Here is a 19,089-nt window from a genome sequence, read left to right on the forward strand (position 1 = left end):
CTTAAAAATCCTTGATGTGTATCAAAATGTTCCTTGATGGATAGAGTATGGGGAACGTCTGTCGTAGCCTGTTGTGCGCTGAGCTGCGACGCTTTCTTCCACGATTCCATGGGCATCGTTTTGAGATGAATCAGGTCCAAAACTAGACGGCCCGCCACAGTCCGGGGGGCTTTTCCTCACTCACCAATAAGGAATCGCTATGCCGCCTCTTTCCCAATCCGTTCACGAAGAAATGTCCAAGCGCCTGCATCAAGCGCGCGAAGACCTGCTCGGCGCCGTTCGTTCGCGCACCACGGCCGACGAGGGTGACGCTCCCCAGATCGGGCCGCTCGCACATGAGGTGCCGGGCGACGACCGCGTGACCGCCGAGATGATCAGCCACGACCAGGTCCACCTGGCCGAACACGATGCGAACACGCTGCACGAGATCGACGTCGCCCTCGGCAAGCTCGAGGCCGGCGGCGCCGGCATCTGCGAGTCGTGCGGCCGCGAGATCCCGGACGGGCGCCTGCTGGCCACGCCGACGGTGCGCACCTGCATCGAATGCCAGGACCGCATCGAGAAGGAAACCCACACCGGGCGCGGACCGACGATGTGATCCGTCGCCGTGGCGTACGCAGGGTCGGCGGCCATGCCTCCGACCCTACCGATCATCATCCTGCAAGACGCGATACGCCGGCCCTTCCAGATCGTCGAACTGCCCGCTCTCGGCCGCCCCGAAGAACACCCACAAGGCCACCCCCACCACCAGCACGCTGAGCGGCACCAGCAAATACAAGGCTTCCATCGCTAATCCCTTCGCAAGCGCAGCGCATTGAGCACGACCACGGCCGAGCTGGCCGCCATGCCGATCCCCGCCAGCCAGGGATTCAACAACCCCGTCGCCGCCGCTGGAATCGCCGCCACGTTGTAGACCGTGGCCCAGGCCAGGTTCTGGCGGATCACCGCCAGCGTGCGGCGCGCCGTGTCCAGGGTGTCGGCCAGCGGCGCCAGGCTGTCGCCCATCAGCACCCCGTCGGCATGCAGCTGCGCCAGTTCGGCCCCGCGCCCCATCGCGAACGAGACGTCGGCCCCGCGCAGCACTGCCGCGTCGTTGATGCCGTCGCCGACCATCGCCACGATCGCGCCATCCTGCTGCAGGCGCCGTACATAGGCCAGCTTCTCCTGCGGCAGCTTGCCGCCGATGGCGGTCGAGATGCCCAGGCGGGCCGCCACGGCCTGCGCCGCATGCTGCTCGTCGCCGCTGAGCAGGATCACCGTCTTGCCGCTGGCGCGGATGCGGCGCACCACCTCGGCGGCGTCGGCCCGCAGGCCGTCGGCCAGGTCGAAGCGCGCCAGCCAGCCTTCGCTGCTGCCGAGCCAGACCGAGGTGGCGCCCACCGGCGCCGCCACGCGCGCCACGCCGCCGGCCACGCCGGCGACCCAGGCGACGTTGCCCAGGCGGTAGTAACGCCCATCGACCCAGCCCTCGACGCCCTGCCCGATCGTGAACTGCGTGCGTTCGGCGCGCGCGGCCTCGGCGGGCGATGCGATGACCGCCTCGCGGATTCCCAGCGCCAGCGGATGCGGATTGTCGGCCTCCAGCGCGGCGGCGATGCGCAGGCAGTCGAAGCCGGTCAGGCTGCCCACCGGCAGGGTCTGGCGCAGCACCGGCCGGCCATGGGTGAGCGTCCCGGTCTTGTCGAACACCACATGGGTGGCGCGGTCGAAGGTTTCCAGCGTGTGCGGCTGCACCGACAGCACGCCGCGCCGCAACAGGCGGTCGGTGGCGGCGGCCAGCGCGGTCGGCGTGGCCAGCGACAGCGCGCACGGGCAGGACACCACCAGCACCGCGATCGCCACCTGCCAGGCCTTGCCAGGGTCCACCTGCAGCCAGGCGAAATAGGCCAGCACGGTCAGCGCCAGCAAACCGAGCACGAACCAGGCCGCCACCCGGTCGGCCCACAGGGCCAGCGCCGGCTTGCCCTGCCCCGCGCGCTCGACCAGCCGCACCAGCATCGCCAGCGTGCTGTCATGGGCGGTCGAGGTCACGCGCAGCACGATGGCGCTGCCCGCATTGAGCGCGCCGCCCGGCACCAGGTCGCCCACGCCGCGGCGCTGGGTGCGGCTCTCGCCGGTCAGGAGCGCCAGGTCGACGTCGGTGTCGCCCTCGACGATCATGCCGTCGGCCGGCGCCGCCTGGCCCGCGCGCACCAGCACCAGGTCGTCCACCCGCAGGCTGCCGGCCGTCACCAGCTCGGTGTCACGCAACTGTGGATCGCCGCGCAGGCGCAGCGCCGACGGCGGCAAGCCCTGCTGCAGGCGCTCGAGCGCGCCGGCCGCCTTGCGGCGCGCGCCCAGTTCGAGGTAGCGGCTGCCCAGCAGCAGGAACACGAACATGGTCACCGAATCGAAATACACGTCGCCATTGCCGGTGACCAGCGCCTGCAGGCTGCCGGCGAAGGCGGCGCCGATCCCGAGCGCAACCGGCACGTCCATGCCCGGCATGCCGCGCCGCAGGTCGCGCCAGGCGCCCTTGAAGAACGGCTGGGCCGAATACAGCACCGCCGGCAGGGTCAGGAACAACGCGGCCCAGTGCATCAGCGCCGTCATCGCGGCGTCCATCGTGCCCTCGTCGGCCATGTACACCGGCACCGCATACATCATCACCTGCATCATCGACAGGCCGGCCACGAACAGCTGGCGGAACAGCTGCTTGCGCGCGCGCTCGAGCTGCTCGCCGTGGCGCCGCGCATCGTAGGGATAGGCGACGTAGCCGATCGCGCGCAGCGTGCGCAGGATGGCGCTGGCGCGGCAGCCGGACGGATCCCAGCGCACGAACAGGCGCTCGGTGGCCACGTTCAGGCCGACGTCCAGCACCCCGGGCAAGTCGTGCAGGCGGCGCTCGATCAGCCACACGCAGGCGGCGCAGCGGATGCCCTCCACCGTGAAGCTGGCCGCGCCGTCGGCATCGCCGTCGTCGACCAGGTCGAGCTCGGGCGCATTGGCGGCCTCGATGTCGGCCTGGGCGGCGTAGGCGGTGCGGGTCGCGTAGTAGTCGGCGAAGCCGCCGTCGACGATGGCCTGGGCCGCCGCCGCGCAGCCGGGACAGCACATGCGCCGCACCTCGCCGCCGATCGTGGCTTGCCAGGCGCTGTCGCGCGGCACCGGCAAGCCGCAGTGGAAACACCCTGCGGGCGCGTTGCGCGCGGCAGCCGTGGCGGCGCCGCCCGCGGCGCGCACCGCTTCTTCGAGCACCGCGCTCATGCCGGGCTCCCGAGACACAGCCCGTGCATCCAGCCGGCCGGCAGGCCGCCGGCGGCGCGCGCCAGGCCGAGGATGCCGAAGGCCAGGATCGCAAACCCGCAGCACAGGCGCACCGCGCGCCGCGCCATCAACGCGCGCAGGCGCCCGCCCGCCAGGCCGAGCGCGGCCAGCATCGGCAGCGTGCCCAGGCCGAAGGCGAGCATCACGCCGGCGCCGTCCAGCGCCGAGCCGCTCAGCATGGCCGTCACCAGCACGCTGTACACCATGCCGCACGGCAGCCAGCCCCACAGGGCGCCAAGCGCGAACATGCGGACGCCGCCGGTTCGGGCGCCGCTGGTCCCGACGCCGTTCATGCGCCGCAGCAGCGGCGCGAGACGGCGCCACAATGCCTGGCCGGCCTGCTCGACGCGGGCCAGGCCGCGCCAGGCGTCCATCAGGAACAGCCCCAGCGCCACCAGCATCAGGTTCGCGGCCCAATACAAGCCTGCCTGCACGGCCGGCAACGCCGCCAGCGAGGCCGCGCCGCCGGCCAATCCCCCGGCCAGCGCGCCGGCCGTCATATAGCTGGCGATGCGCCCCGCGTTATAGGCCCCCACGCCGGTGAGCGAGGCGCCCGCGCTCGCGGCGACGGTCCGCACCGGCACCGGGAAAGCCGGTTCCCGTGCGGCCAAGCCCGGCGCGCGCGGAAGCGACAGCGCGCCGACGATCCCGCCGCACATGCCGGCGCAGTGCACGCTGCCGGCCAGGCCGACCAGAAACACCGGGAACAGGCTGACGCCGCTCATCGACCGGCCCTAGACGGTGTGCGAATGGCGCGGGCCCTCGCCCGGCCGGGCGAGGTAGCGGTCGAACACCATGCACACGTTGCGGATCAGCAGGCGCCCCTTCATCGTGACGGTCAGCCACTCCGGCCCGACCTGCACCAGGCCGTCGTCCTGCATCGTGCGCAGCGTGGCCAGCTCGCCGGCGAAGTGCTGTTCGAAAGCGATCGGGAACGCCTGCTCGATGGCCGGGATCGACAGCTCGAACTGGCACATCAGCTTCTGGATGATCGAGCGGCGCAGCGCGTCGTCCATCGACAGGCGGATGCCGCGCTGGACCGGCAACTCGTTCCGGTCGATCAGGTCGTAGTATTCGTCGAGCGTCTTGACGTTCTGGCTGTAGGTGGCGCCCACCGCGCCGATGCTCGACACCCCGCACGCCACCAGGTCGGCGTCGGCGTGGGTCGAGTAGCCCTGGAAGTTGCGGTGCAGGCGGCCCTGGCGCTGGGCCACGGCCAGGTCGTCGTCCGGCTTGGCGAAATGGTCCATGCCGATGTACACGTAGCCGGCGGCGCCGAGGCGCTCGATGCACAGCTGGAGCATCCTGAGCTTGGTGTCGCTGTCCGGCATGTCCTGTTGCAGGATGCGCCGCTGCGGCTTGAACAGGTGCGGCATGTGGGCATAGTGGTAGACCGAGATCCGGTCCGGGCCGGCCTCGATCACCTTGTCCAGGGTTTGCGTCATGCTGGTCAGGGTCTGCTTCGGCAGGCCGTAGATCAGGTCGATGCTCACCGAACGAAAACCCGCGGCGCGCGCGGCGTCGATGATGGCCACCGTCTCGCGCTCGGGCTGGACCCGGTTGACCGCCTTCTGAACGTCTGGATCGAAATCCTGCACGCCCAGGCTGATGCGGTTGAAACCCTGGCGCCGCAGGCAGTGCACGCGTTCGGTCGAGACGGTGCGCGGGTCGACCTCGATCGAGTACTCTCCGCGCTCGTCGGGCGCGAAGCTGAAGCAGCGCCGTAGGTGCGCCATCAGCTCGCCCATCTGCTCGTCCGACAGGTAAGTGGGGGTGCCGCCGCCGAAGTGCAGCTGCTCGACCTCGTTCATGCCGGCGAACAGCAGCCCTTGCATCTCGACTTCGCGCTTCAGGTAGGACAGGTAGGTCGCCGCCTTGTCGCGACGTTTGGTGACGATCTTGTTGCAGGCGCAGTAATAGCACACGCTTTCGCAGAACGGGATGTGCAGGTACAGCGACAGCGGGCGCTTGCCGCGGGTGCGCACGCTGGCCACCGCGTGCAGGTAGTCGCGGTAGCCGAAGTCGGCGCTGAAGCGATCGGCCGTCGGGTAGGACGTATAGCGCGGACCGGACTTGCCGAGCCGGGCCAGCAGGTCGCCATCGAATTCGACGGCCGGGTGGAGCACGGTGGCGGGTTGGGACGGGAACCGGGTGGGAACCGGCGCGGGAGGCGCCGCTTGCACTTCTGCGAACATGACTGAGGTACTCCAGCTGCTGGCCGCTTTGCCGAAATGCAAAGTGGCACGATTAGCGGTCAGTTTATTGATCTACTTCACGCAAATCCTTGACATGCATCAAATATGGAAGAGTCAGCTCTGGCTTGGCCGCCCGCCATGCTTGAACTTGAACACGGACAAGGCCAGCGACAGGCGTGCTGCCTCATCGGCCACGCTGCCAGAGGACAGCGCCGATTCCTCGACCTGGGCGGCGTTCTGCCGCGTGATCGCGTCCAGCTCGCTCATGGCGGCGTTGACGCCCAGGATGTCCTGGGCCTGTTCGCGGCTGGCGGCCGTGATCGCGCTCATGATGGCGGCTGCCTCGCCCACCTTGTCGACCACCGCGCGCATGGTCTGGCCGGCCTGGCCGACCAGTTCGCTCCCCTCGCCCACGTGGCCGCTGGAGACCTCGATCAATCCCTTGATTTCCTTGGCGGCGCCGGCGGTGCGCTGGGCCAGGCTGCGCACTTCGCCGGCCACGACCGCGAAGCCGCGCCCCTGCTCGCCGGCCCTGGCCGCCTCCACCGCCGCGTTCAGCGCCAGCAGATTGGTCTGGAAGGCGATGCCGTCGATCAGGCCGATGATGTCGCCGATGCGGTTGGCCGAGCCGCTGATCCGGTCCATGGTCCGGCCGACGCGATCGACGGCCTGGCCGCCCTGGCCGGCCACCGTCGTGGCGGCCAGCACCATGCCGTCGGCCTGCACCGCACTGTCGGTATTGCGGCCGGCGGCGCGCGCGATATTGCCCAGGCTGCTGGCGGTCTGCTCGAGGCTGGCGGCCTGGGCTTCGGTGCGGGCGGCCAGGTCGGCGTTGCCGGCGGCGATCGCGCGGGTGGCCAGCTCGATCGAGCTGACGTTGTCGCGCACGTCGCCGATGATCGCGGTGAGATTGATGTTCAGCTGGCGCAGCGCCAGCTGCAGGCGGCCGACGTCCCCGCTGCCGGGCGCCGCGACGGGACGCGCCAGGTCGCCGCCGGCCAGGGCGTGGACGGTGGCGATGGCTTCCCGCAGAGGCCGCGCGATGCTGCGATCGAGCTCATACCAGGCCGCCAGCGAGGCCAGCACGCCGGCGCCGGCCAGCACGCGCCAGCCCATGCCTTCGGCCACCGCCGCGAGCGTGCCCAGCAGCACGGCCTGGGCGCCCATCGTCCAGCCCAGGCGCTGGCGCAGCGACAGCGCGCGCAGGGCGGCCAGGACATCCAGGCGCCGGCGCCAGCCGGTGCGCACCACCCGGCCGCGCACGATGCCCAGGCCGCGCGCCTGGCCGGCGCGGATCCGACGGTACAACAGGTCGGCCTGCTCGACCTGCGCGCGGGTGGGCGCGGTGCGCACCGACATATAGCCGGTCACGCGGCCGCGCTCCCGGATCGGCACCACGTTCGCCACCACCCAATAGAAGTCGCCGTTCTTGCGGCGGTTCTTGACCATCCCGGTCCAGGGTTCGCCCGCCTGCAGGGTCGCCCACAGGTCGGCGAAGGCTTCGGGCGGCATGTCGGGGTGGCGCACGATATTGTGCGCCTTGCCCAGCAACTCGTCCACGCTGAAACCGCTGACGTCGACGAAGCTCGGGTTGACGTAGGTGATGCGGCCTTTGGTATCGGTCTTCGAGACGATCGACTGTCCCGCCCCCATCACGTATTCGATCCCGGTCACTGGCTGGTTGTTGCGCACTGTGCTCTCCCTCTTGTTGCCTGTAAGAAAATATAGTTTCTTGCATTCTAGCGATGAGGAAATGCGAAAAATATGACCTACATCAAAAATGCGATGGTTGGCCATGCTATGTAACCAAGAGAATCTTGATTTAGTTCAATGTCTTGCTTTCACGGTAAACTTGTGGGATGGACAATCTCACTCACTCCCTGGTAGGCCTGGCGCTGGGCGAACTCGCCGACCGCGCCCTGCCCTTTCAACCCGATCCGCACCAGGCGCGCACGCGCCGCCGCGTCCTGCTCGCCACCGGCGCGCTGGCCAGCAACTTCCCCGACCTGGACCTGGTGCTCACGCCCCTGTTGGCGCCGCCGCTCGGCTACCTGCTGCACCACCGCGGCCATACGCACACGCTGCTGTATGCCCTGCCCCAGATCGCGCTGCTGCTCGGCCTGCTCTGGCTGCTGTGGCCAGGGGCGCGGCGCCTGCTGCGCGACGACCGCACGGCGCGGCGCGCGGTGCTGGCCACCGCCGCGCTCGGGATGGTGCTGCACCTGTCGCTCGACTTCCTGAACGTGTATGGCGTGCACCCCTTCCACCCGCTCGACTCACGCTGGCTGTATGGCGACATGGTGTTCATCATCGAGCCGGTGTTCTGGACCGCGCTCGGGATCGCGCTCGCCCTGCTGGCGCCGAACCGGCTGCTGCGCTGGCTGTTCGCGGCGCTGATCCTGGCGGCGCCGGTGGCGTTCACCTATCTGGGGTTCCTGCAATGGGGTTCGCTCGCCGGACTGTTGCTGCTGGCGGGCGTGGTGGGCTTCATGGCGCGCCGCGGCGGCGCGCGCGGCGTGGTCACGGCGCTGGTGGCCTGCCTGGGCTTCATCGCGGTGCAGGGCGTGGCCGGGCAGCTGGCGCGCGAACAGATCCGCGCGGCGCTGGCCCAGGTCGATCCCGGCAGCCGGGTGCTCGACCTGCCGCTGTCGGCCTTTCCCTCGAATCCCCTGTGCTGGTCGTTCGCGACGATCACCGACCACGGCGGCGCCGGAAGCTATGCGGTGCGCCTCGGCGTACTGAGCCTGGCGCCCGGCATCACCAGCGTGGCGGCCTGCCCGGCGCGCTTCGGTGGCGAACCGGGAGCGCCCGCCGAGGCGCTGTCGTGGAAGTATCGGGAACACGGCAGCCTGGCCGGCCTGCGCGCGCTACAGCAGGATAACTGTCACTTCGACGGCTGGCTGCGCTTCGCGCGCGTGCCGTCGCTGGTCGACGGCAAGGCGACCGACATCCGCTTCAGCGCGCCGGGGGAAGAGAATTTCTCGACGCTTCCCTATGACGAGATGGCCGGTCAGCCGTGCCCGGCGCCGGTGCCGCAATGGGAGCGGCCGCGCCAGGACTTGCTGGACGGGCGCTGAAGGTCGCGCGCCCGAGGCAGGTCCTGAAGCAGGGCGGGATTGCACGCCTGCTGCCGTCTGATCGACGGCAGCCGCCCCCGCACCGGACAGGAGCTCGATGACTACCGAACCCACGCTGCCGGCCTGGATTGCCAGCAAACCAATCCAGCCCACGCCGCAGTGAAATTTGACCCACGTTTGATCGCGATCAACCGTGCGCCTGACAGGCTGCCTTGCGCCGCGTATAGTGAAACGCCGTGCGCCACGTTCCAGACCACCGAACGGAGTCAGCATATGTTCAAGACCATACTCGTCCATGTCGATGGCGGGCCCTGCCAGGAGAGCCGCCTGCGCGCGGCGGCGCTGCTCGCCGGCGCGCACGGCGCCCACTTGGTCGGCAGCGCCGCCACCGGCCTGTCGATGGCCAGTTACGCGGTGCTGAACGGCTCGATGGCCATGCCGGTCTCCAATCGCGAATTCCAGGACCTGCGCGATGCCGTCGCCACCCAGCTCGACGATTTCGTGGCCCAGGCCGGGCGCCTCGGCATCCGCGGCGCCGAGGCGCGCATGGTCGAAGACGCCGACCGCGACGGCCTGCTGCTGCAGGCGCGCTACGCCGACCTCGTGGTGGTGAGCCAGGACAATGGCCGCGCCCGCGCCACGACCGAACGGGGCCTGCCCCAATACCTGGCCCTGCACGGCGTCCGTCCGGTGCTGGTGGTGCCCGACTCCTACCACGGCAAGCCGATCCCCGGCGACGCGCTGGTCGGCTGGGACGGCAGCATGCCGGCCCAGCGCGCGATCAACGCCGCCCTGCCCCTGCTGGCCCAGGCCGGCACCGTGCACCTGGCGCTGGTCAACCCCGACCTGCAATCCGGCCTGCACGGCGACGAACCGGGGGCCGACATGGCGCACTACCTGGCGCGCCATGGCCTGAAGGTCGACGTCGCCGTCGCGCATACCCGCGCCACCGAGGGCGAGGCCCTGATGGACATGGCGCGCGACTGCCACGCCGGGCTGATGGTGACCGGCGCCTTCGGCCATAGCCGCTACCGCGAATGGATCCTCGGCGGCGTCACGCGCGACGTGCTCGACCACGCGCCGGCGCCGCTCCTGATCGCCCATTGAATCCCACTCGACCTACTTTGCCACTATTTCAGCCATGACTTTTCACCACTATCCAGGAGGCAGCGCCGGCGCCATCGGCGCCGCGATCCGCCATGCCCGCCGCCACCTGTGCGCGCGCCTGGCCGACACGGCCGACAGCACCTGCACGCCGGACGACTGCTTCGTGCACGCCTTCCCGGCCGTCGTCACGGCGGTCGAGGTCGGGTTCCGGCACGAGGAACGGGTCATGGAATCGCTCGACTACGAACGCCTGCACGAGCACCGCGCCGAGAACGCCACCATCCTGGCCGCCCTGCACCGCGCCATGCCGCTGGTCGAGGATGGCGACGTCACGCTCGGCCGCCAGCTGGTGGCGGCGCTGCTCGACCTGCTGTCGCTGCACCGGATCAGCACCGACCTCGCGCTGGCCACGGCGCCGCATGCGCCCAGCGGCCGCCCCGGCGGGCGGGTGCCGCGCATCCTGCTGCATGGCGCCGGGCACGCGGGCTGGCGCTCGCGCCACCACTGACATCTACTTGAGGCCGGCGCGCTGGCGCCGAATCACCTTGCCCGACACCATGAACGTGCCGTCACCCTTGTAGTGCAGGGTTTCCGGATGGCGTGGCCGCGCGGCGACGCGCGCCGCCACCACTTCCCAGATGAAGAAATCGTAGCGCCCGACCAGGCTGTCGTCATGCAGCCGGCACTCGAACTGGGCGTGACACTCGCGGATCGACGGCGCCGCCACCTGCTCGCTTGCCTCCGGCGTGAGGCCGAAGGCGGCGAACTTGTCGATCTCGGCCCCGGTGGTCGAACCGACGCCCAGCACCGCCTCGAGCTGGCGGGTGGTCGGCAGGTTGATCACGCATTCGCCGCTGGCGCGGATCAGGCCGTGGCTGTGGTTGGCGGACGAGATCACGCAGCCGATCAGGGACGGACTGAATTCCATCACCGTGTGCCAGCCCATCACCATGACGTCATGCTCGCCACGGTGGCACGAGCTCACCAGCACCACCGGTCCCGGCTCCAGGTAGCGCCGCACTTCGTGCAGCGGCAGGTCGTGCTTGCGTCCCATCCGTCCTCCCGTTATCAGCCCGTCCATATTATGGTCCGGCCCGCAAGCGTCCGGCGTACGCTTGCAGGCAACGCACGCGACAGCAGAAAAATGCTAGCGCCGGCGCGCGCCGGCGGCGGACAATGGTCACGATACGTCCCGACCCGCCACCACCAGACACGAGGCTTGCCATGGATTCCGGCCCATCCGCCCCCACCAGGATCGCCTTTCTCGACTTCGAACTGCTTCCCGCCCAGCGCCTGCTGCTGCGCGCCGGACGCCCGCTGCCGAGCGGCGCGCGCGCCTACGACCTGCTGGTGCTGCTGGCCTCCCGGCCCGGCGAAGTCGTGAGCAAGCGCGCGCTGATGGCCGGGGCCTGGCCGCATACCGTGGTGGTCGAGGCGAACCTGCGGGTGCAGATCGCGGCCCTGCGCAAGCTGCTGGGCGACGCCGGCAGCGCGATCGTGAACGTGGCCGGGCGCGGCTACGCCTTCACCGCCGTGCCCGCGCCCCAGGCCGGGGAGGCGGCCGCTCCCGCCCACGCTGCCGGAAACCCGCCGTCCACGCCTGCTCAGGCCGCGGCCGGCGCCACCGCATCCTGCAGCGCCTCGATGGTCGCCGGCTTGGTCAGGTGCACGTCGAAACCGGCGGCCAGCGCGCGCGCCACGTCGGCCTGCTGGCCGTAACCGGTCAGCGCCACCAGCCGCAGCGGGCCTCCTTCCGGCGCGCCCGCGTCGCCGCGCAAGGCCGCGGCCAGCGCATAGCCGTCCATGTCGGGCAGGCCGATGTCGAGGATCGCCACCTCGGGCGGTTCGGCCACGGCCAGCGCGCGCGCCTCGGCCGCGCTGTGGGCGACCCGCACCGCATGCCCCAGGTGGCGCAGCAGCAGCGCGCTGGCCGCGGCCGCATCCTCGTTGTCGTCGACCAGCAGGATGCGGCGTCCCGGCGCCGCCGGCGCCAGCGGATCCGGCTCGCGCGCCGCGCTCGGCGCGCCGAGCGGCAGGATCACCTCGAAACGGCTGCCGGCGCCCGGGCCAGCGCTGTAGGCCGCGACCCGGCCGCCATGCAGTTGGGCGATCTCGCGCACGATCGCCAGGCCGAGCCCGAGTCCGCCGGTGCGCCGCGCCAGCGGCTGCGGCGCCTGGTAGAACGGCTCGAACACGCGCGCCAGCAACTCAGGGGCCATGCCGGCGCCGTTGTCGCTCACGCCCAGCACCGCCTCGCCATTCACCGCCGCCAGCGTGACGCGGGTGTCGCTGCTGCCGAAGCGGGCCGCGTTCGACAGCAGGTTGCCCAGCACCTGCGCCAGGCGGGTCTCGTCGCCGGTGACCCAGACCTCCGGCGGCGCCTCCAGGGTGATGGGCTCGCCCGGCAGGGCCGCCACCGCATGACGCGCCAGTTCGGCCAGGTTCAGCGGGCGGGCGTCGATCGCCAGCTTGCCGGAGGCGATGCGCGACACGTCCAGCAGGTCGTCGACCAGGCGCCGCAGGTGGGTCACCTGGCGCCGCATGACGGCGCGCTCGCGCTGGCTGCCCGCTTCGCCCCGCAAGTCCATCAGGTCGAGCGAGGTCAGGATCGGGCTGAGCGGATTGCGCAGTTCGTGGCCCAGCATGGCCAGGAAGGCGTCCTTGGCCTGGCCGGCCTGGCGCGCCTGCGCCAGCGCTTCCTCGAGCGACGCCAGCAGGCGCGAACGCTCCTCTTCCTGCGCGGCGCGCCGGCTGGCGGCGGCCTCCAGTGCCTGGCCCATCTCGCGGATCTCCTTGATCCGCGACGGCGCCACCTGCACCTTGCGCGCGCTGCCCAGCGCGGCGGCGCCGGCCTGCACGCTCTCGATGCGGCGCACGATGCGCCCGGACAGCCACGAGGCCAGCGCGATGCAGGCGCTCAGCACCACCCAGGCGCCCAGCACGTAGACCGCGAAGCGCTGGAAGAAGCCCACCCCGAAGCCGGCGCTGGGGGCGCCCACCGCCACCACCCAGCCATAGCGCGGCGAGGTCGTGTAGGCGCTGATCACCTGGTCGCCTTCGAGCGTGGTGGTCACGCCCACGCCTTCCGGCCCGCCGCTCTTCATCAGCGCCGTGAGCGAGGCGCTGGGCGCGCCGACCACGGTGCGCTCCTGGTCGCGCGAGCGCGCCACCAGCGCGCCGCCGCCGTCCATCACCGCGATCACCGATTCCGGAGGAATCTTCTGGCGCGCGATCACGTCCAGGAAGCGGTTCGGCTGGACCACGGCGGTCAGGACCCAGGGCTGGCCGTCGGGCCCCGTCACCGGGATCCGCACCGGCACCGCCGGGCGCCCGCCCTGCCCGCGCGCGACGCGGCCGGCCATCGGGCGGCGCTGCTCCATCGCCTGGTGCAGACTGCCGGGATCGGCGATGCGCGCCGCCGGCGCCCCATATGGCGCCATGGTGCGAAACAGCGGACGGCCGGCGGCGTCGGAGAGCACCACCCCCAGCCAGTCGGGGCGCGACAGGCGGCTGGCGGTGTCGTGGAAGCCGCGCAGGTCGCCGCCCGCCAGTTGCGGACTCTTGGCGATGCCGCTCAGGGCTGCCACGGTGGCGTCCAGCTCGGCGTCGACGGCGCTCGACAGCGCGCGCGCATGGCCGATCATCATCCTTTCCTGTTCCTGCTCCAGGTACAGGCCGGCGCCGTGGATGGTCCAGACTCCCAGCAGCACGAGCGGCAGCAGGCCGATCGCGGTGAGCAGGATCAGGAGGTGTCGGAGGGACAGGACGGTTCCGGCAACGGCGCGCATGGGTGTTCCAGAAAGGAAACGTCCATTATAGGATGAGCCGCCTCCATCCTTGCGGTTTTTGCGGGATTGACCACCGGGGTCAGCGCGGAATCGACAGCGCCAGGGTTTCCTTCAGTTCTTCCATCACCACATAGCTCTTCGACTGGCCGGCGTCGGCCACGTGCAGGATCTCCCCCAGCAGGCGCCGGTACTCGGACATCTCGGGGATGCGCGCCTTGATCAGGTAGTCGAAGTCGCCCGACACCAGGTGGCATTCCATCACCTCGGGAATGGCCAGCATCGCGCGCCGGAAGCGTTCGAAGGCCTTGTCGGATTTCTGGTGCAGGTTGATCTCGACGAACACCAGGATCTGCATGCCCAGCGCCTGTGGATTGATGCGCGCGTAGTAGCCCTGGATGACGCCGTCGCGCTCCATGCGCTTGACCCGCTCGATGCAGGGCGTGAGCGACAGCCCGACCTGCTCGGCCAGGTCCTTCATCACGATCCGCGCATCCTGCTGCAGGATCGACAGGATATGCAGGTCGATCCGGTCCAGGATGCGGTTCGAGGCTTTTTGCACGCGCATGGGTCGATTCCGGTGGGTGAATGCAGAAGTATTTGCTGAAAAATTGCGTATTAACAGAAACAATTATCTCCTCACCCGCGCTACGATGGCAAGCTTTTCTAAATCTGGATTTTTCGAGGAACATATGCGAGTCATCGTATTGGGCAGCGGCGTGGTCGGCGTCACCACCGCGTATTACCTGGCGCAGGCCGGCCACGAGGTCACGGTCATCGACCGCCAGCCCGGTCCCGCCCTCGAGACCAGTTTCGCCAATGCCGGCCAGATCTCGCCCGGCTATGCCTCGCCGTGGGCCGCGCCCGGCATTCCGCTGAAGGCCGCCAAGTGGCTGTTCCAGCGCCACGCGCCGCTGGCGATCCGTCCCGACGGCTCGCTGTTCCAGCTGCAGTGGATGTGGGAGATGTACCGCAACTGCGACCCTGCCCGCTACGCCGTCAACAAGGAGCGCATGGTGCGCCTGGCCGAATACAGCCGCGATTGCATGCGCGCGCTGCGGCGCGACACCGGCATCGCCTACGAAGGCCGCCAGCAGGGCACGGTCCAGCTGTTCCGCACCCGCCAGCAGTTCGACGGCGCGGCCAAGGACATCGAGGTGCTGCGCGACGCCGGCGTGGCCTATGAAGTGCTGGAGGGCGCACAGCTGGCCACGGCCGAACCGGCGCTGGCCAACGTGGCCGACAAGCTGGTCGGCGGCCTGCGCCTGCCGAACGACGAAACCGGCGACTGCCAGCTGTTCACCAGCCGCCTGACGGCCATGGCGCGCGACCTGGGCGTGCGCTTCGAATTCGACACCACGATCCGCTGCCTCAACGAGGCGGGCGGCGAGATCGTCTCGGTTGAAACCGACAAGGGCGCATTCGCCGCGGATCGCTTCGTGCTGGCCCTGGGCAGCTATTCGCGCCTGCTGCTGCAGCGCTGGTTCCCGCTGCCGGTGTATCCGATGAAGGGCTATTCGCTGACGGTGCCGATCACGGACGCGGCGCGCGCGCCGGTGTCGACCATCCTCGACGAGACCTACAAGATTGCCGTCACCCGCTTCGACGACCGCATCCGCGTTGGCGGCATGGCCGAGCTTTCCGGCTACAACCTCGACCTCAATCCACGCCGCCGCGAAACCCTGGAGCTGGTCGTCAACGACCTGTTCCCGGGCGCGGGCGACACCGCCCGGGCCAGCTTCTGGATCGGCCTGCGTCCGATGACGCCGGACAGCACCCCGGTGGTGGGCGCCACGCTGCTGCGCAACCTGTTCCTGAACACCGGCCACGGCACGCTGGGCTGGACCATGGCGGCCGGCTCGGCCAGCGTGATCGCCGACCTGGTGGGCGGCAAGGCGCCGTCGATCCGCGCCGACGACCTGGCCGTGTTCCGCTACGCGGGCGGCAGCGGCGGCGCCGCCGGCGCCAAGCTGGCGCAGGCGTAAGCGCATGGATCAACACACCGATCGGCGCGATGACGGCGCGGCGCGCGCCGGCGCCACCCTCACGATCGACCTGGACGCGGTGCGCGCCAATTACCGCTTGCTGCGCGCGCGCGGCGCCGCCAGCACCGGGGCGGCCTGCGGCGCGGTCCTGAAGGCCGACGCCTACGGGCTCGGCATGGACAAGGTCGCGGCGGCGCTGGCGCGCGAAGGCTGCCGCAGCTTCTTCGTGGCTCACCTCGACGAAGGCATCCGCCTGCGCCGGCTCGTGCCCGGCGATTGCACCATTTATGTGATGCACGGCGCCATGCCGGGCACGGCGCGCGACTGCGTCGAGCACGACCTGACGCCGGTGCTGAACGACCCCGGCCAGGTGGCCGAATGGCGCGCGCTGGCGCGCGAGCTCGGGCGCGAACTGCCGGCCGCGCTCCAGGTCGACACCGGCATGTCGCGCATGGGCCTCGCGGCCGCCGATCTCGACCGGCTGCGCCAGGACCCGGCCTGGCTGGACGGCATCGCGCCGCGATTGTTGATGAGCCACCTGGCCTGCGCCGACGAGCCGGCGCACCCGCTCAACGCGCGCCAGCGCCGGCGCTTCGAAGAGGCGCGCGCGCTGTTTCCCGGCGTGCCGGCCAGCCTGGCCAATTCCTCGGGCGTGTTCCTGGGCGGCGCCTGGCACTTCGACCTGCTGCGCCCGGGATGCGCGCTGTACGGCATCAATCCCCAGCCGGCTCACGCCAATCCGCTGGCGCAGGCGGTGTCGCTGGCGGCGCGCGTGGTGCAGCTGCGCACCGTGGCCGCCGGCGACATCGTCGGCTATGGCGCGCGCTACGTGGCGCCGGGCGAGCGCCGCATCGCCACCATCGCGATCGGCTATGCCGACGGCTGGCTGCGCGCCCTCACCGGCCGTTCGCAGGCCTTCGTCGACGGCGTGGCCGTGCCCTTCGCCGGCACCGTGTCGATGGACAGCATCACGCTCGACGTCACCGGCATCCCCGAAGACCGGATCGCGCCGGGGCGGACGGTCGACCTGCTGTGCCCGCAGCAGACGGTCGACGACGTCGCGCTCCAGGCCGGCACCATCGGCTACGAGGTGCTGACCCGCCTGGGCGGGCGCTTCGCGCGCCGTTATCTCGGGCTGCCGGCGCAAGAATAACGCCGAAATCGGGCGCCGCGGTTACCATGCTGCCTGCGGCGACCCGCCGCGGCAGCCCGGGAGTCCACCTTGTTCGAAATCAGCCAGCTTCGCTGCTTCGTCGCCGTTGCCGAAGAACTTCACTTCAGCCGGGCGGCGCAGCGCCTGAACATGACGCAGCCGCCGTTGAGCCGCCAGGTCCGGCTGCTCGAACACAGCGTCGGCGTGGCCCTGCTCGAGCGCAGCAGCCGTTCCGTCACCCTCACCGCCGCCGGCAAGGCCTTCCTGCCGGAAGCCGTCCGCATCCTGCGCCTGGCGCAAGAGGCGGCGGTCAAGGCGCGCCGCACGGCCAGGGGTGAACAGGGCACGCTCTCGATCGGTTTTTCCGCCGCCTCCGGCTACAGCCTGCTGCCGGCGGTCGTGCGCGGCATCCGCCAGGTCTGCCCCGATGTGGCGCTCAACCTGAAAGAGCTCGTGAGCACGGCCCAGGTCGAGGCGCTCAACGCAGGCGAGATCGACCTGGCCCTGATGCGGCCGCACCCCATCAACGGCGAACTGGAAAGCGTGCCGATGGCGACCGAGTCGCTCATGCTGGCGGTGCAGGCGAGCAAGGCCCACGCCTGGCCCGCCGAGCCCACCCTGCAATGCCTGCACGGCCGGCCTTTCCTCATGTACTCGCCCTACGAGGCGCGTCCCTTCTACCAGATGCTCAGCGAACGCTTTGCCAGGGCCGGCGTCGTGCCCGATGTCGTCGAGTACATCGGACAGGTCCACACCATGCTGGCGCTCGTCGGCGCGGGAATGGGGGCCGCCCTGATCGCCGAAGGCGCCTGCCGCCTGAAGTTCGAAGGCGTCGTCACGCGCCGGATGACGACCGAGCCCGTCCACCTGGTGGGCGCCTACCGCCGCAACAACGACAATCCCGTGCTCGACCTGTTCAAGCAGCACGTGCTCCGTTCTTTCAAACTTACGCAAAGCCGTCCATAGTTAACTTTGCTGTTGAATTCCTGCTTCGCCGGGGCCGGTTTCGTCTTGCGCTTCACGCCCAAGGCCAGCGCCTTCCCCTCCACAGGCAGCGACGGTGGAACTCAACGCCATATTTCTCAGGTTGATTGCCGCGTTCATGTCGCGATCGTGCTGTGCGCCGCAGTCTGGACAATGCCATCGGCGAACCTCAAGGTCGAGCACCTCGAGCCGATGGCCGCAGCAGTAACACGTCTTGCTGCTGGGATACCAGCGATCGACCACGACGACCTGCCCACCGCGCCACGCCGCCTTGTACTCCAGTTGGCGGCGCAGCTCACCGAAGCCCATGTCCGTGATCGAGCGCGCCAGGCAGCGGTTCCCAAGCATGCCCTTGACGTTCAGATCCTCGATGCCGATGAGATGGAATCGACGGGTGATGGATGTGGTCAGCTTGTGCAGGCCGTCCCGCCGTATCTCGGCGATCCGCGCATGCAGGCGCGCGAGCTTGTTTTTCGCCTTGATGTAATTGCGGGCCCCTTTGACTTTGCGCGACAGACTGCGCGCCAAGCGCTTTACCCGCGCCAGGAGAGACCGGAGCGCCTTGGGGCCGGCGAAGGTCTCGCCGGTTGACAAGGTGGCCAGCGTCCTGACACCCAGATCGACTCCTACCGCGCCTTGGTTTTTGGCGGGCGGCAAGTGTGACGCGTCGGTGTTGACAACTACACTGGCATACCAGCGATCTGCAACACGCTCGATCGAGGCCGAGACGATTCGCCCACTCAGGCGCAGGGATTCGCACATGCGCAGCCATCCCAGCTTCGGGATACGGATGCGTTTGTCCTTGACGCTGAACTGGTCATTCGTCAATGTAAAGCGGTCGTCACGACCCTTGCGTCGATATCTCGGGTAACGAGCCCGGCCTTTGAAGAAATTCTCGAAGGCGCGTCCCAATTGCTGGATCGCCATCTGCGGAGCATTCTTCGTCACTTCCAGCATCCAGGGGTACTGCATGCGTTTGATCGCATTGAGCTGGCGCCTCAGGGCCTTCTCGTTCGGTTTTGGCAAGTCTGGATCGGCCCTGCACGCTTCATACTGTCGCTGCCACTCGGCCAGTGCCCAATTGTAGGCGAACCGGGCGGTACCTGCCGCGCGGGCAAGGTAGGTCGCCTGGACGTTGTTGGGGTCGAGACGAATGCGATGACCGCGGAACATAATGGTTCCCAGAAGCGTGGCCGGCGTTGGCTATGAAACCGGCAAGAGCGAATCAGCCGGTCTTGTCAGAGCTGGTGAGGCACCAAATAGTTCCCAAAAGCGCACCCTTCAGCCAAATTCCAGATTTCCAGCCCATCTTTAGCAGATGCGAACCATCGCACTCGCGCTGCGGGCATGTATTCCTCCCATAACGACCAGCGCACTCCCGCATTCATGTCCGTCCGACTATCCCCCTCTGTCAGGATAGATGTCGCGTCACTTGAATCACTTTAATCCATCCGGGGGCGGAGCAAAGACGCGCAGTGAATCAGTACCCAGCAGAAC

Annotated in this window: 17 protein-coding genes; 8 read left to right on the forward strand and 9 right to left on the reverse strand. The window is 69.5% G+C overall.

From position 1 onward, the window contains the following. The first annotated feature begins 199 nt into the window (after positions 1 to 199). Positions 200 to 598, forward strand: coding sequence for a TraR/DksA family transcriptional regulator (locus ABIB42_RS02785; RefSeq protein WP_071362337.1), 399 nt, complete (start codon positions 200 to 202; stop codon positions 596 to 598). Between the two features lie 45 nt (positions 599 to 643). On the opposite strand, the gene ccoS is transcribed toward ABIB42_RS02785, so the two are convergent. The 5 genes from ccoS to ABIB42_RS02810 form a co-directional block, all read right to left on the reverse strand. Beyond that, positions 644 to 787, reverse strand: coding sequence for a cbb3-type cytochrome oxidase assembly protein CcoS (gene ccoS, locus ABIB42_RS02790; RefSeq protein ID WP_005667205.1), 144 nt, complete (start codon positions 785 to 787; stop codon positions 644 to 646). A gap of 2 nt (positions 788 to 789) precedes the next feature. Beyond that, positions 790 to 3,246, reverse strand: coding sequence for a heavy metal translocating P-type ATPase (locus ABIB42_RS02795; protein WP_429247867.1), 2,457 nt, complete (start codon positions 3,244 to 3,246; stop codon positions 790 to 792). Further along, positions 3,243 to 4,031, reverse strand: coding sequence for a sulfite exporter TauE/SafE family protein (locus ABIB42_RS02800; RefSeq protein ID WP_005667203.1), 789 nt, complete (start codon positions 4,029 to 4,031; stop codon positions 3,243 to 3,245). Before ABIB42_RS02800 ends, ABIB42_RS02795 begins: the two co-directional genes overlap by 4 nt. 9 nt (positions 4,032 to 4,040) lie before the next feature. Continuing rightward, positions 4,041 to 5,501, reverse strand: coding sequence for an oxygen-independent coproporphyrinogen III oxidase (hemN, locus tag ABIB42_RS02805; protein ID WP_313632934.1), 1,461 nt, complete (start codon positions 5,499 to 5,501; stop codon positions 4,041 to 4,043). 114 nt (positions 5,502 to 5,615) lie between these two features. Then, the gene (locus tag ABIB42_RS02810; protein ID WP_429247868.1) at positions 5,616 to 7,193 is read right to left on the reverse strand and encodes a methyl-accepting chemotaxis protein; all 1,578 of its coding nucleotides are present in this window, start codon (positions 7,191 to 7,193) and stop codon (positions 5,616 to 5,618) included. A gap of 167 nt (positions 7,194 to 7,360) precedes the next feature. On the opposite strand from ABIB42_RS02810, the gene ABIB42_RS02815 reads away from it, so the two are divergent. From ABIB42_RS02815 to ABIB42_RS02825, 3 genes are all read left to right on the forward strand, one after another. Next, positions 7,361 to 8,578: a metal-dependent hydrolase gene (locus tag ABIB42_RS02815; protein ID WP_005667198.1), complete on the forward strand. Its 1,218-nt coding sequence runs from the start codon at positions 7,361 to 7,363 to the stop codon at positions 8,576 to 8,578. Between the two features lie 273 nt (positions 8,579 to 8,851). Next, positions 8,852 to 9,685: a universal stress protein gene (locus ABIB42_RS02820; RefSeq protein WP_005667197.1), complete on the forward strand. Its 834-nt coding sequence runs from the start codon at positions 8,852 to 8,854 to the stop codon at positions 9,683 to 9,685. 34 nt (positions 9,686 to 9,719) lie between these two features. Then, entirely contained in the window at positions 9,720 to 10,193 is a 474-nt protein-coding gene (locus tag ABIB42_RS02825; RefSeq protein ID WP_005667195.1) for a hypothetical protein, read from the forward strand. A gap of 3 nt (positions 10,194 to 10,196) precedes the next feature. Here the strand turns inward: ABIB42_RS02825 and ABIB42_RS02830 are convergent, their stop codons facing one another. Further along, positions 10,197 to 10,739, reverse strand: coding sequence for a flavin reductase family protein (locus ABIB42_RS02830; RefSeq protein ID WP_005667193.1), 543 nt, complete (start codon positions 10,737 to 10,739; stop codon positions 10,197 to 10,199). A gap of 170 nt (positions 10,740 to 10,909) precedes the next feature. Between ABIB42_RS02830 and ABIB42_RS02835 the strand changes: the two genes are divergently transcribed. Next, on the forward strand, positions 10,910 to 11,404 hold the full coding sequence (locus ABIB42_RS02835) for a winged helix-turn-helix domain-containing protein (RefSeq protein WP_005667192.1): 495 nt from the start codon (positions 10,910 to 10,912) through the stop codon (positions 11,402 to 11,404). Here ABIB42_RS02835 and ABIB42_RS02840 read toward each other — a convergent pair. Next, on the reverse strand, positions 11,290 to 13,473 hold the full coding sequence (locus ABIB42_RS02840) for a hybrid sensor histidine kinase/response regulator (RefSeq protein WP_005667190.1): 2,184 nt from the start codon (positions 13,471 to 13,473) through the stop codon (positions 11,290 to 11,292). The two genes, ABIB42_RS02835 and ABIB42_RS02840, sit on opposite strands and share 115 nt — an antisense overlap. 79 nt (positions 13,474 to 13,552) lie before the next feature. Beyond that, positions 13,553 to 14,038 carry an Lrp/AsnC ligand binding domain-containing protein gene (locus ABIB42_RS02845; protein WP_005667188.1) on the reverse strand — a complete coding sequence of 162 codons (486 nt, stop codon included), beginning with the start codon at positions 14,036 to 14,038 and terminating at the stop codon, positions 13,553 to 13,555. Positions 14,039 to 14,162: 124 nt separating this feature from the next. Here ABIB42_RS02845 and ABIB42_RS02850 point away from each other — a divergent pair, with 124 nt between their 5' ends. The 3 genes from ABIB42_RS02850 (at position 14,163) to ABIB42_RS02860 (ending at position 17,574) form a co-directional block, all read left to right on the forward strand. Beyond that, a complete protein-coding gene (locus ABIB42_RS02850; protein ID WP_429247869.1) occupies positions 14,163 to 15,455 on the forward strand; it encodes a D-amino acid dehydrogenase in 1,293 nt (430 codons plus the stop codon). 4 nt (positions 15,456 to 15,459) lie between these two features. Continuing rightward, positions 15,460 to 16,608: an alanine racemase gene (alr, locus tag ABIB42_RS02855; protein ID WP_219864440.1), complete on the forward strand. Its 1,149-nt coding sequence runs from the start codon at positions 15,460 to 15,462 to the stop codon at positions 16,606 to 16,608. Positions 16,609 to 16,677: 69 nt separating this feature from the next. Continuing rightward, entirely contained in the window at positions 16,678 to 17,574 is an 897-nt protein-coding gene (locus tag ABIB42_RS02860) for a LysR substrate-binding domain-containing protein (RefSeq protein WP_429247870.1), read from the forward strand. Here ABIB42_RS02860 and ABIB42_RS02865 read toward each other — a convergent pair whose 3' ends face one another. Next, on the reverse strand, positions 17,575 to 18,765 hold the full coding sequence (locus ABIB42_RS02865; RefSeq protein WP_005667178.1) for an RNA-guided endonuclease InsQ/TnpB family protein: 1,191 nt from the start codon (positions 18,763 to 18,765) through the stop codon (positions 17,575 to 17,577). It lies immediately after the preceding gene. Positions 18,766 to 19,089 lie beyond the last annotated feature (324 nt).

The organism is Massilia sp. UYP32, from assembly GCF_050434365.1.
GTDB classification, from domain to species: Bacteria; Pseudomonadota; Gammaproteobacteria; order Burkholderiales; family Burkholderiaceae_D; genus Telluria; species Telluria timonae.

What these genes read in the sequence shown, in the direction of transcription:
- ABIB42_RS02820 (WP_005667197.1), top strand. Translation starts at nt 8,852, where the DNA reads ATGTTCAAGACCATACTCGTCCATGTCGATGGCGGGCCCTGCCAGGAG.
- ABIB42_RS02815 (WP_005667198.1), top strand. Translation starts at nt 7,361, where the DNA reads ATGGACAATCTCACTCACTCCCTGGTAGGCCTGGCGCTGGGCGAACTC.
- ABIB42_RS02835 (WP_005667192.1), top strand. Translation starts at nt 10,910, where the DNA reads ATGGATTCCGGCCCATCCGCCCCCACCAGGATCGCCTTTCTCGACTTC.
- ccoS (WP_005667205.1), bottom strand. Translation starts at nt 787, where the DNA reads ATGGAAGCCTTGTATTTGCTGGTGCCGCTCAGCGTGCTGGTGGTGGGG.
- ABIB42_RS02865 (WP_005667178.1), bottom strand. Translation starts at nt 18,765, where the DNA reads ATGTTCCGCGGTCATCGCATTCGTCTCGACCCCAACAACGTCCAGGCG.
- alr (WP_219864440.1), top strand. Translation starts at nt 15,460, where the DNA reads ATGGATCAACACACCGATCGGCGCGATGACGGCGCGGCGCGCGCCGGC.
- ABIB42_RS02825 (WP_005667195.1), top strand. Translation starts at nt 9,720, where the DNA reads ATGACTTTTCACCACTATCCAGGAGGCAGCGCCGGCGCCATCGGCGCC.
- ABIB42_RS02840 (WP_005667190.1), bottom strand. Translation starts at nt 13,473, where the DNA reads ATGCGCGCCGTTGCCGGAACCGTCCTGTCCCTCCGACACCTCCTGATC.
- ABIB42_RS02845 (WP_005667188.1), bottom strand. Translation starts at nt 14,038, where the DNA reads ATGCGCGTGCAAAAAGCCTCGAACCGCATCCTGGACCGGATCGACCTG.
- hemN (WP_313632934.1), bottom strand. Translation starts at nt 5,501, where the DNA reads ATGTTCGCAGAAGTGCAAGCGGCGCCTCCCGCGCCGGTTCCCACCCGG.
- ABIB42_RS02795 (WP_429247867.1), bottom strand. Translation starts at nt 3,246, where the DNA reads ATGAGCGCGGTGCTCGAAGAAGCGGTGCGCGCCGCGGGCGGCGCCGCC.
- ABIB42_RS02785 (WP_071362337.1), top strand. Translation starts at nt 200, where the DNA reads ATGCCGCCTCTTTCCCAATCCGTTCACGAAGAAATGTCCAAGCGCCTG.
- ABIB42_RS02800 (WP_005667203.1), bottom strand. Translation starts at nt 4,031, where the DNA reads ATGAGCGGCGTCAGCCTGTTCCCGGTGTTTCTGGTCGGCCTGGCCGGC.
- ABIB42_RS02850 (WP_429247869.1), top strand. Translation starts at nt 14,163, where the DNA reads ATGCGAGTCATCGTATTGGGCAGCGGCGTGGTCGGCGTCACCACCGCG.
- ABIB42_RS02830 (WP_005667193.1), bottom strand. Translation starts at nt 10,739, where the DNA reads ATGGGACGCAAGCACGACCTGCCGCTGCACGAAGTGCGGCGCTACCTG.